This window comes from Bacillus sp. AFS073361 (genome assembly GCF_002567005.1).
Taxonomy (GTDB): Bacteria; Bacillota; Bacilli; order Bacillales; family Cytobacillaceae; genus Neobacillus.
Genome location: NZ_NUZU01000002.1, coordinates 27437 through 39581 on the forward strand (window position 1 = coordinate 27437; position 12145 = coordinate 39581).

Below are 12145 nucleotides of genomic sequence, written 5' to 3' on the forward strand. Positions count from 1 at the left end.
CGCCTTCCGCTCCAAGCAACAGGGTGCCAAAATAACCATTATTTCCTAACAGAGCCTTTTCTTTTGATAATATTCGACAGCGTTCCTGCTTATCCTTCTTTATTTTCAAAAAATATTTTTATTTTTTCAGCAAAATATTTTAAGGGTGGCAGTCACCATGTGGAATTTTCACATGGTGACTGCCACCCTCATTTTGTGTCTTTATATGGCTTTGTCGGTTAGATAGAAGAGGCCTCCGTTGATGAAGGATATGGATATTTTTGGTTCGTATTGCTCTTTTAGGGCTAGTTTTTCCGTTTCGAAGTTTTCATTTTCTTCTTCGACATCTTCATAAAAATGGTTTAAGAGTCGTAAATCCTGCTCCCACCGTTTTCTTGAGTCTTCAGCCCAGGAGTGGTCATCTTTCTCAATTTCGGAAGTTAGATACGCTTCTATCCTTGACATCCCACTCTGCGGCCTCACTAATGGTGATAAGGTAAAGGAATAATCCGGAATTTTCGGTGTTAACGGTATTTGCAGAAGCCTGTCATGGAAATCTTCGACCATTGTTCCGTTTATGAGTTGTAAACCGATGGACTTAAAAATATCACGCTTTCGATCACATTGATAAGAGATTTTAACATTCATACATAGCCATGGCAGCAAGGGGGTCTGCTTGTTCTGATGTCGATGATTTTCGTAAAGCCGCATATAGCTGGCTAGTTTCTTAGTTGAAGCAAAAATTTGATGTAGACGAGGAGAACCAAAATGAATGATTTCCCCTTTTATATTCTCAGGAGCTGCATCTTGATTCGTGATAAAGGTTAGCCTCATCGGATTTGGAATCCCGCCTGTTTTTTCTAAATAATGCCAGTAAAAAGGGCGGTTCATTAATTCCTTGTCAAGTTCCACTGTTAACTGAACCATTAAATATCCAGGGCCATTCTCCACAATTTCACAATCATTAGCCTGAAAATAGGTCAATAGAAAGTTATGAATTTCCTGCTGCTGCATGGGAATCTCCTTTCTTCATCGATTCTGCAAATTCAATCATTGATGATAAGTTTTCCATTTTTATGCGCATTTCCCCTTCAGTAGAGGATTGTCCGAATATATCTATTAAGTGGTCTTCAATATTGCCAAATTCCAACTTTGTTAAAATATCGTCCAGTTCGCCGATTACTTTTTCGAATAAATGGATTTTTTCATAAAGAAGCTTTAAGATATGCTCCTCGACCGTGTTTTTTATTGCAAAGTTATAAATCATGACATCTTTTTCCTGCCCAAGACGATGAATACGACCAATCCGCTGTTCTAGCCGCATTGGATTCCATGGCAAATCGAAATTAATAATATGGTTGCAAAATTGAAGATTAATTCCTTCGCCGCCCGCTTCTGTCGCAATTAGAACTTGTGCATGCTTTTGAAATAATTCTCTCATCCAGTCCTTTTTCCCGCGCTTAAACCCGCCGCGAAAAGGGACAGATGTTATTCCATGCTGTTTTAAATACCATTGTAAGTACATTTGAGTGGCTCGATATTCTGTGAAAATAATCACTTTATCATTTACCTTTTGAATTAACTCTAATGCTTTTTCCGCTTTGGAATTTTTCTGAACAGCTTCGACCTTTTTCATTAAATATTGAATTTGTTCTTCGAAAGCTGGAGTTGGATTTTCCTTTTTTTGCAGCATATTCTTTAATGTATAAAAAACGGCCTCTCTGCTGCTGCATGCCTCACGCTGCAACGTCATGACTGAGAATGAACTAGTTTGTACCCAATTCCCTTCGCCTTTTAAGTCTGTAATTGACTCGTAAAGATCTTTCTCCTCAGGGGTACATTCAATTGGAATCGTCTCAACATGCCGTTTTGTCCATTCGATTCCTGTATCTGCCCGCCTGTTCCGAATCATGACCTTGTTTACTAATTCTTTTAAATGTTCATCATCATTTAAGGATCGTGCATCACGCTTGTATTTTTCATAGAATGCCGTTTCGCTCCCTAAATGTCCTGGTTTTAATAACGAAACCAGATTAAAAATTTCCTCGATTCGGTTCTGAATCGGTGTTGCCGTCAACAATAAACAAAATTTCTTTTTCAGATTTTGAACAAATTCGTAGTTTTTTGTTTTGTTATTTTTTAGTTTATGTGCTTCATCAATAATGATGAGATCATAGTCTTGTTGGTAGATAATGTCGCGATGTGGATTACGTTTTGCTGTATCAATCGAGGATACGACGACATCGCACTGTTCCCACACATAGCTTTTTCTTTGTGATATAGCAGGAATGAAAAATTTGCTATTTAGCTCGGTCGACCACTGTGTAACTAAAGAAGCAGGGACAAGGATTAATACCTTTTTCACCAATCCGCGTATCATATATTCTTTTAGAATTAATCCAGCTTCAATTGTTTTTCCGAGCCCAACTTCATCAGCAAGGATAGCTTTGCCGTTCATATTTTCAATTACTTGTTTCGCTGTTTCGAGCTGGTGTGGAAGCGGGGTTAAATTAGATAAATGACTTGGTGCCAATAAACCGTTGAAATCAGGAACAACGAGATGTTTTTCTACTCCAATTGCTAGTTTAAAAAGCTCCCAATTCCCCCATGGACCATCGTTATCGATTCTATGTAAAAAATCATCCTTCCAGGAGGAATCAAATTCAATTTCGATCGACATGGTGTCAACTCCTTTTTTCAATTTCCAGCTTTATTCTTTCAAATAAAATTATTGCCCAATGTATTATTTTAATGGTAGGATGATTATAGTCTTGAATGTTTTAAATATTTTAATAAAGTAATTTATTTTATAAGTATAATTAGTATGACCAATTTGGATAATATTATAATGCGAATGATAACAAGGGGAGAGACTACCTTTGTAGCGCCGAAGGAGCAAGCAGAAATGTGAATCTCTCAGGCAAAAGAACTCTTGTTTGACGCAGCTCTGGAGAGTGCTGATTAGACATTTACAGCCACCAAAGGGGAAAGCCTTTAAAGGTAAACTTTCAGGTGCAAGGACAGAGACCTTCCTAATTTTACATGGGAGGTTTCTGTCCTTTTTTATGGTTATCCTAAGAATAGTATGTGCCAAAGATTGAAGGGGGATTAAGAATGTCTGAATTAAAACGAACTCCGCTTTTTGATGTGTATAAGGAATGGGGAGGAAAAACCATTGATTTCGGTGGTTGGGAGCTGCCAGTTCAATTTTCCAGCATTAAAGAAGAGCATGAAGCTGTTCGCACACGTGCAGGATTATTTGATGTTTCCCATATGGGTGAAGTGGAAGTAAAAGGCAAGAATAGCTTGGATTTTTTACAAAAAATGATGACAAATGACATTTCAAAAATTAAAAATGGCGGTGCCCAGTACACGGCCATGTGTTATGAAAATGGCGGTACTGTCGATGACCTGCTTGTATATAAAATTGAGGACAATCATTACCTGTTAGTTGTTAATGCATCAAATATTGAAAAAGATTATAAGTGGCTTGAAGACCATGTAACTGGAGATGTTACTTTAGAAAACTTATCAGAAAAAACAGCGCAGCTTGCCCTTCAAGGACCACTTGCAGAAAAAGTACTGCAAAAGCTCGCTAGGAATACGGATTTGAGTGGGATTGGTTTTTTCAAATTCCAGCAAGAAGTAATCCTTAATGGGAAAAAATCCTTAGTATCAAGAACAGGATATACCGGTGAAGATGGTTTTGAAGTATATTGTGATGCAGAGGATGCAGTTGATCTTTGGAAAGATATTTTAGCAGCAGGTAAGGAAGACGGAGTAATTCCTGTTGGATTAGGTGCCCGCGATACACTGCGTTTTGAAGCAGTATTAGCACTTTATGGCCAAGAACTTTCTGCAGAAATTTCACCACTAGAAGCAGGGATTGGCTTTGCCGTGAAATTATCCAAGGAAGTTGATTTTATTGGGAAAGAAGCATTAATCCAACAAAAGGAAAAGGGCTTACCAAGAAAATTGGTAGGAATTGAAATGATTGATCGTGGGATTCCACGTCATGGATACCCAGTATATAGTGGGGATCAGTTAATTGGTGAGGTTACAACAGGCACTCAATCACCAACTTTAAAGAAAAATATTGGTCTTGCTCTAATTAATTCGGAATTTACAGGCCTTGAATCCGTTGTTGAAGTGGAGATTCGCGGTAAACGCTTAAAGGCTACTGTCGTTCCAACACCTTTTTATAAAAGAGAAAAGAAATAACAGAAGGGAGTTAGGTTAATGAAACATCGCTATTTACCTATGACTGAACAAGATAAGAATGCTATGCTCGAGGCAATTGGTGTTTCCTCTATTGATGAACTGTTTAGCGATATCCCTGAAAAAGTAAGATTTAAGGGTGAATACAATATCAAAGCAGCTAAGTCTGAAACAGCCTTAATGAAAGAACTGTTTAATATGGCTAGCAGGAACGCTGACCTAAAAAGAAATGTTTCTTTTATTGGTGCAGGTGTATATGACCATTACATGCCTGTTATTGTCGACCATGTTATTTCTAGATCAGAATTTTATACAGCTTATACACCATATCAACCAGAAATATCTCAAGGTGAACTTCAAGCAATCTTTGAATTTCAAACGATGATTTGTGAATTAACTGGCATGGATGTGGCCAATTCCTCTATGTATGATGGCGGAACAGCACTTGCTGAAGCAGCAATGCTTAGTGCGGGCCATACAAAAAGAAAAACAATTATAGTCTCTAGTGCCGTACATCCTGAAGCACGCGATGTTCTTAAAACATATGCAAAGGGTCAGTACCTCAATGTGGTCGAAGTACCTGTGAAAGATGGAGTTACGGATCTAGAAGCATTAAAAGGGCTCGTAAATGAGGATGTTGCAGCTGTTATTGTCCAATATCCAAACTTCTTTGGCCGAATCGAGCCTTTAAAAGAGCTGGAAGAAATTATCCACGCAAACAAGTCCATGTTTGTAGTTTCAAGCAATCCATTATCCCTTGGGGTGTTAACACCTCCAGGTAAATTTGGTGCTGACATTGTTATTGGTGATGCCCAGCCATTTGGAATTCCAACCGCTTTTGGCGGACCTCATTGCGGCTATTTCGCAGTTACTACTAAGTTGATGAGAAAAGTTCCTGGACGTCTTGTTGGACAGACGACAGATGACCAAGGCCGTCGTGGGTTTGTTTTAACCTTGCAAGCTCGTGAACAGCATATCCGTCGTGATAAGGCGACATCAAATATTTGTTCCAACCAAGCATTAAATGCCCTTGCAGCATCTGTGGCAATGACAGCTTTAGGTAAAAAGGGTGTACGTGAGATGGCGGCTGCCAACTTACAAAAGGCTCATTATGCAAAAAATGCATTTAAGGAAGCTGGCTTTGAAGTGGTATATGATGGTCATTCATTCAACGAATTCGTTGTAAAATTAAATAAACCTGTCAAAGAAATTAATCAACAGCTTTTACAAAAAGGAATTATTGGCGGCTATGATTTGGGTCGTGATTATCCAGATCTTGTTAACCATATGCTGATTGCTGTAACAGAACAACGCTCGAAGGAAGAAATTGATACTCTAGTGAAAGAATTGGGGGATTTCCATGCATAATCAAGACCAGGCACTCATTTTTGAACTTAGCACACCAGGCCGCATCGGTTATAGTCTGCCAGAAATGGATGTACCAGAGCTAGATCTCAATGGACTTCTTCCTGATGGTTATATTCGTACGGAAGAGCCAGAACTTCCTGAGGTTTCAGAACTTGATATTATGCGCCACTACACGGCACTATCAAAAAGAAATCATGGTGTTGATTCAGGATTTTATCCACTCGGCTCTTGTACGATGAAATATAATCCAAAAATTAATGAAAATGTAGCACGCTTTAACGGCTTTGCACATGTCCATCCGCTGCAAGATGAAAGTTCTGTACAAGGTGCACTTGAACTTTTATATGATTTGCAGGAGCATTTAATTGAAATTACCGGGATGGATGAAGTGACTCTACAGCCAGCAGCTGGAGCACATGGGGAATGGACCGGTTTAATGATGATCCGTGCTTACCATGAAGCCAACGGTGATATGAAACGTACAAAAGTTATTGTTCCTGATTCCGCACACGGGACAAATCCAGCATCAGCAACAATTGCAGGTCTAGAAACCATTACCGTTAAATCCAATGAACATGGTCTAGTTGACCTTGAAGATTTAAGAAGAGTGGTTGGTGAGGATACTGCAGCACTAATGTTAACCAATCCGAATACGCTTGGTTTATTTGAAGAAAATATTCTTGAATTAGCTGAAATTGTTCATGAAGCAGGTGGAAAGCTTTATTATGATGGAGCTAACTTAAATGCGGTTCTTTCAAAAGCACGTCCGGGAGATATGGGGTTTGATGTGGTTCACTTAAACCTTCATAAAACGTTTACAGGCCCACACGGTGGCGGTGGTCCTGGTTCTGGCCCAGTCGGTGTCAAAGCAGATTTGATTCCGTTCCTGCCTAAACCAATTATCACAAAACAAGGCGATGAGTTTGTTCTTGATTATGATCGCCCACTGTCAATTGGTCGTGTGAAGCCATATTACGGAAACTTTGGCATTAATGTTCGTGCGTACACATATATTCGCTCGATGGGTCCGGATGGATTAAAAGCAGTAACAGAGTATGCTGTATTAAACGCGAACTACATGATGAGAAGGCTTGCTGAATTTTATGATTTGCCATTTGATCGTCATTGTAAGCATGAATTTGTCCTAAGTGGCAGACGCCAGAAGAAACTAGGTGTTCGTACATTGGATATCGCGAAACGACTGCTCGATTTTGGCTATCATCCGCCAACCATCTACTTCCCGTTGAATGTAGAAGAATGTATCATGATTGAACCGACAGAAACCGAATCAAAAGAGACATTAGATTCATTCATCGATATTATGATCCAAATTGCTAAAGAAGCTGAGGAAAATCCAGAAATCGTTCAAGAAGCCCCACATACAACTGTGGTCGGCCGTATGGATGAAACAAAAGCTGCTCGTAAGCCAGTCTTAAAATATCAAAAAGCTTAAATATTAGAAAGGTCAGATTCGAAAATGGAATCTGACCTTCTCTATTTTTCAAAATAAAAAAGGCCCCGAAATACGGAACCTTGTTTATCTCATTATTTCTTCGTTTTAACTTTACCAGACCATTTTTTAAACCCGCCTTGTAGTTGGGTTAGGTCCCGGTAACCTTTTCGGTGTAAGAATTGTGCTGCACGGGCGCTGCGCATCCCACTTTGGCAGTATAAATATACCGGCATATCAGGTCGAATTTCTTTCATGCGCATTTTCATTTGTGACATGGGGATATTACGTGATCCTAAAATATGGCCGCCTTCGAATTCGTTTGCTTCACGAACATCTATTAGTTGTGCCTTTCTGTATCCCGCACGGAATTCTTCTTCTGTTACCGTTTTAACAATTCTTTTCTGATAGAAATAGGTGAAAACGGAATAGATGATAACTGCTGCAATGATAATTAATAAGGGATAAAGTGAACTCAATTTCTTTTTGCTCCTTTCAAGCTTTCCTGCACTAGTTTATTATATAAGCCAATCTCATAAAGATAAAGATGAATGCTAAAAAATCTTTTCAAAACTTCCTAAATTAATTATAGCAGAAACATCTTATTTTGAATCTATATCAGATTTTGGTAGACTTAAACTCGTAATAATATAAAAAATGAGGTCATTATAATGAAAAAAGAAGTTTGGCGTTTTATTGATACTGGAAATAGTTCACCATCTTTTAATATGGCTTTAGATGAGGCGCTGCTCGATTGGCATAGTGAGGGAAAAATTCCTCCAGTGATTCGATTCTATGGCTGGAACCCAGCAACCTTGTCAGTAGGATATTTTCAAAAAGTGGAAAAGGAAATTGATATGGAGGCGGTTAAGGCTCATCAATTAGGTTTTGTCAGGAGACCTACAGGCGGCCGTGGAGTACTTCATGAACATGAGCTTACGTACAGTGTAATCGTTTCTGAAGACCATCCAGAAATGCCAAATTCAGTGACAGAAGCCTATCGTGTGATATCTGAAGGTATTTTAAAAGGATTTCACCATTTAGGACTTGAGGCATACTTTGCTGTCCCAAAAACAGCGGAGGAAAGAGATGCATTGAAAAACCCTCGATCTGCTGTTTGCTTTGATGCCCCAAGTTGGTATGAGCTTGTGGTCGAAGGCAGAAAGGTAGCTGGCAGTGCACAAACACGGCAAAAGGGAGTCATATTACAGCATGGATCCATATTGTTAGATTTAGATGAGGATAAATTATTTAGTTTATTTAAATATCCTAGTGAAAGGGTAAAGGAACGAATGAGGAAAGCCTTTAAGGATAAAGCGGTTGCTATCAACGCTATTAGTCCTAGGAGAATTTCTCTTGAGGAAGCAAAGGAAGCTTTTTATAAGGGCTTTGCGGAAGGTCTAAATGTTGAACTAGAGCCTTATCAATTAAATGAACAAGAGCTAGCCTACGTTAATAAGATTGCAAAAGATCGCTATGAGAATGATGAATGGAATTACAAGAGATAATTGGAAGCGGCGACACGTCGCTTCTTTGTTATTTAAGCAAAATAAGCAACCTGCGAATTTTGTTGAATTTTCCTGATTTATGACGAAAATCTTATTATTGCTATTGATTACTATTAATTATATTATTTTTTGAGTTTGACAAAAAGAATCTTGTTTGTTTGATTTACAATATATAGTGGTGTCGAAAATATTTTCGGTACTATATATTGATATTTAGTTGATTTATTCTAGGTGCCTATGATAACCTAAAAATACAAACCAACTAGATATAGCGCAATACTGCTAGATTTAGCACAATAGGTAGATATTAACATGAAGGAGTTGTTCTCATGTCTGTAGTTTTTAGACATACAATGAATATTGATTTTGAAAGGTTGAATGAGGATATCCGCTTATTCCCCCAGGTGCATCCAGTTACCCCAGATATGAAAATAACTCACAAAGGTGTTTCTCGTTTGGTAATGTTGGACCGCTATACCTTTAAAGACACTGCAAAAATTACCCTTTCTAACGACGACTTCGTTGTTTTAACTATAAAAGAAGATCCGAAATTTCCAGCACGCGGCCTTGGCTATATCCAGGAAATCGATTGGGAAAAGAAAAAAGCAAAAGTTTTAGTGGAAGAGGAGTTTAGAGGTGTACTCGATGATCCTGAAGAAGCTAGCACAGGTGTGATTATTAGGTCATTAGATGTGATTGAAAAGCCGTTAGAGCTTTTCTACGAGCAAATTGCGAAGCGTAATGCTACTGGTCTGGCTGCTGTCGAAGAAACGGAAGAGAAGCGAAGAGAATGGACAGAACGGTTTTATCAAGAACTTGTAAACATGAACTTCATTCCAGCAGGCCGCGTTCTTTACGGTGCTGGGGCAGATACCGATGTTACTTACTTCAATTGCTATGTTATGCCTTTTGTCCCAGACTCACGTGAAGGTATCTCTGACCATCGTAAGCAGGTGATGGAGATTATGAGCCGTGGCGGCGGAGTTGGTACAAATGGCTCAACATTGAGACCGCGTAATACACTGGCCAGAGGCGTAAATGGTAAATCATCTGGTTCGGTTTCATGGTTGGATGATATTGCGAAGTTGACACATTTGGTTGAGCAGGGTGGATCAAGACGTGGAGCTCAGATGATCATGTTAGCTGACTGGCATCCAGACATTATTGAATTTATTATCTCTAAGATGCAAAATCCTAGAATTCTACGATTCTTAATTGAAAATACAAATGATGATACGATAAAAAAACTTGCAAAAGATAAGTTAAAGTTTACCCCTCTAACTCTAAGTGAAACTGCAATGTACCAAGGAATTGTAAATTATAAAAACATTCAAGGTTTTGGTGGATTTGATGAAAAAATCATTGCTGATGCAGAAGAGAAATTATTAACCGGTGGTAACTACACAGTACACAATTCTGAGTTCCTTACTGGTGCAAATATTTCTGTTTGTTTAACAAAGGAATTTATGGAAGCTGTTGAAAACGATAGTGATTACGAACTGCGCTTCCCTTATGTTGAACACTATGATCAAGAAGAAATGAAGATTTATAATGAAGAATGGCATAAAGTGGGAGATGTCCGCGAGTGGGAAAAACTTGGACATAAAGTACGGGTGTACAAAAAGTTCAAAGCAAAAGAACTATGGAACCTTATCAATATTTGTGCTACCTACTCAGCAGAACCAGGAATATTTTTTATCGACAATGCCAACGACATGACCAATGCAAAAGCATATGGCCAACAGGTAGTTGCAACAAACCCATGTGGGGAACAACCACTTGCACCATTTTCCGTCTGTAACCTTGCAGCAGTCAACTTGGCGGAAATGGCTGATAAAGAAACAAAGACGGTCGATTTTGAAAAGCTTAAGCGAACAGTAGCCGTAGGAGTTCGGATGCAGGATAATGTCATCAATGCAACACCATACTTTCTTGAAGAAAATAAAAAGCAGGCACTTGGTGAGCGACGTGTAGGGCTTGGAGTAATGGGCTTGCATGACATGCTGATTTATTGTGAAACAAAGTATGGATCACCAGAAGGAAACGAACTAGTCGATCAAGTTTTTGAAGTAATTGCAACTACTGCATACAGAACTTCAATTGAATTGGCGAAAGAAAAAGGAAGTTTCCCATTCTTAACTGGGAAAACAACAGGTGAAACTAATCGATTACGTCAAGCTTTCATCGATACAGGGTATATGAAGAAAATGCCTGAAGATATCCGCCAATCTATTTTAGAAAGTGGAATTAGGAACTCTCATTTACTTACGGTTGCTCCCACGGGATCCACTGGAACAATGGTTGGAGTCTCCACGGGCTTAGAGCCTTATTTCTCATTCTCTTACTTCCGCAGCGGACGTCTTGGTAAATTTATCGAAGTCAAAGCGGACATCGTGAAAGAATACCTTGATAAGCACCCTGAAGCGGATGAAAACAATCTTCCACATTGGTTTGTTACTGCGATGGAACTTACAACAGAAGCACATGCAGATGTTCAATGTGTCATCCAGCGCTGGATCGACAGCTCCATTAGTAAAACGGTCAATGCACCAAAAGGGTATAGCGTAGAACAGGTTGAAAGAGTATACCAGCGTTTATATCGTGGCGGAGCAAAAGGTGGAACTGTTTATGTTGATGGCTCACGTGATTCACAGGTACTAACACTGAAAGCAGAAGAAAACACCAATGAACAATTATCCATTTTTAATGAACAACCAAAACAGCATGTGGTCCTTGTTGATACAATCAGTGAACTTCGTTCAACAAGTGTGACCATCGGATCAGAAGTAGGAAATACATGCCCGGTGTGCCGTACCGGTAAGGTAAAAGAAATGGGCGGCTGCAACACGTGTACCAACTGCGGAGCCCAATTGAAATGTGGTTTATAATTTGTGAGTAATTAATGGGGGAAGAGTTTCCCCCATTTTTTTGCGTGATAAATGTAGATAAATCTGATAATTAATATGAAATTTACGACAATTTAAATGAATATTTACTAGAATTTTTAGAATAAAGTCGAAATTTGTAATATAACTGTAATCAAGCTGTTACTTCGGTGTTAATCTTTTTTTGTATATTAATAGTATCGAAGCACACAGGGGGATTAAACAAGATGTTGAAAAAGATCATAACAGCCATGATGGCTATGACAATAATTCTAAGTTCATTGTTTACCACTATGGGTGATAAAGCAGAAGCGGCCTATTATCATACAAAAGCAATCTCAGTTGCAAAAGCAAATCTTGGCGTCCCATATAGATGGGGTGGGTTATCTCCAAGAGGATTTGACTGTTCAGGTTTGGTTAAATATTCTTATGGTAAGGCTGGCAAAGTATTGCCTAGAACGGCAGCTGATATGTACTACAAAAAAGGATACCGTGTGAAATCTTTAAAGGCCGGAGACTTAATGTTCTTCTCTCAAAATAAAGCAAGCAAACCTAGTCATGTAGCGATTTACATAGGTGGCGGAAAAATGATTCAATCATCATCTTCAAAGGGCGTTTCAATTGCATCTACAAGCAACAGTTATTGGAAGCCAAGATTTATTGGAGCAAAAAGATTTTAATGAATAGTTAAGCGGTTTCAACCTCATTAATAAACCAAGAACATCGTGCAAAGTCGA

9 protein-coding genes and 1 riboswitch are annotated in these 12145 nt (G+C 38.8%); of the genes, 6 read left to right on the top strand and 3 right to left on the bottom strand.

From position 1 onward, the window contains the following. Window positions 1–201 precede the first annotated feature (201 nt). Together COJ96_RS00965 and COJ96_RS00970 are read right to left on the bottom strand one after the other, a co-directional pair. Window positions 202–993 carry a YqhG family protein gene (locus tag COJ96_RS00965; protein ID WP_098571138.1) on the bottom strand — a complete coding sequence of 264 codons (792 nt, stop codon included), beginning with the start codon at window positions 991–993 and terminating at the stop codon, window positions 202–204. Next, on the bottom strand, window positions 971–2659 hold the full coding sequence (locus COJ96_RS00970) for a DEAD/DEAH box helicase (protein WP_098571139.1): 1689 nt from the start codon (window positions 2657–2659) through the stop codon (window positions 971–973). The genes COJ96_RS00965 and COJ96_RS00970 overlap by 23 nt, the downstream gene beginning before the upstream one ends. Before the next feature lie 174 nt (window positions 2660–2833). After that, window positions 2834–2921, top strand: a riboswitch (glycine riboswitch). A 172-nt stretch (window positions 2922–3093) separates the two neighbouring features. Between COJ96_RS00970 and gcvT the strand changes: the two genes are divergently transcribed. The 3 genes from gcvT to gcvPB are packed head-to-tail and all read left to right on the top strand — an operon-like array spanning window position 3094 to window position 7018. Beyond that, window positions 3094–4200, top strand: coding sequence for a glycine cleavage system aminomethyltransferase GcvT (gene gcvT, locus COJ96_RS00975; RefSeq protein WP_098571140.1), 1107 nt, complete (start codon window positions 3094–3096; stop codon window positions 4198–4200). Between the two features lie 18 nt (window positions 4201–4218). Next, a complete protein-coding gene (gene gcvPA / locus COJ96_RS00980) occupies window positions 4219–5565 on the top strand; it encodes an aminomethyl-transferring glycine dehydrogenase subunit GcvPA (RefSeq protein WP_098571141.1) in 1347 nt (448 codons plus the stop codon). Then, the gene (gene gcvPB / locus COJ96_RS00985; RefSeq protein WP_098571142.1) at window positions 5558–7018 is read left to right on the top strand and encodes an aminomethyl-transferring glycine dehydrogenase subunit GcvPB; all 1461 of its coding nucleotides are present in this window, start codon (window positions 5558–5560) and stop codon (window positions 7016–7018) included. Before gcvPA ends, gcvPB begins: the two co-directional genes overlap by 8 nt. Before the next feature lie 92 nt (window positions 7019–7110). On the opposite strand, the gene COJ96_RS00990 is transcribed toward gcvPB, so the two are convergent. Beyond that, window positions 7111–7494 (bottom strand): rhodanese-like domain-containing protein, encoded by a 384-nt coding sequence (locus COJ96_RS00990; protein ID WP_098571143.1) that lies wholly within the window; start codon window positions 7492–7494, stop codon window positions 7111–7113. 192 nt (window positions 7495–7686) lie between these two features. On the opposite strand from COJ96_RS00990, the gene COJ96_RS00995 reads away from it, so the two are divergent. From COJ96_RS00995 to COJ96_RS01005, 3 genes are all read left to right on the top strand, one after another. Beyond that, the gene (locus tag COJ96_RS00995; RefSeq protein WP_098571144.1) at window positions 7687–8523 is read left to right on the top strand and encodes a lipoate--protein ligase family protein; all 837 of its coding nucleotides are present in this window, start codon (window positions 7687–7689) and stop codon (window positions 8521–8523) included. Between the two features lie 329 nt (window positions 8524–8852). Then, window positions 8853–11411: a vitamin B12-dependent ribonucleotide reductase gene (locus tag COJ96_RS01000; protein WP_098571145.1), complete on the top strand. Its 2559-nt coding sequence runs from the start codon at window positions 8853–8855 to the stop codon at window positions 11409–11411. Window positions 11412–11635: 224 nt separating this feature from the next. Further along, window positions 11636–12088 carry a C40 family peptidase gene (locus COJ96_RS01005; protein ID WP_098571146.1) on the top strand — a complete coding sequence of 151 codons (453 nt, stop codon included), beginning with the start codon at window positions 11636–11638 and terminating at the stop codon, window positions 12086–12088. Window positions 12089–12145: the final 57 nt, after the last annotated feature.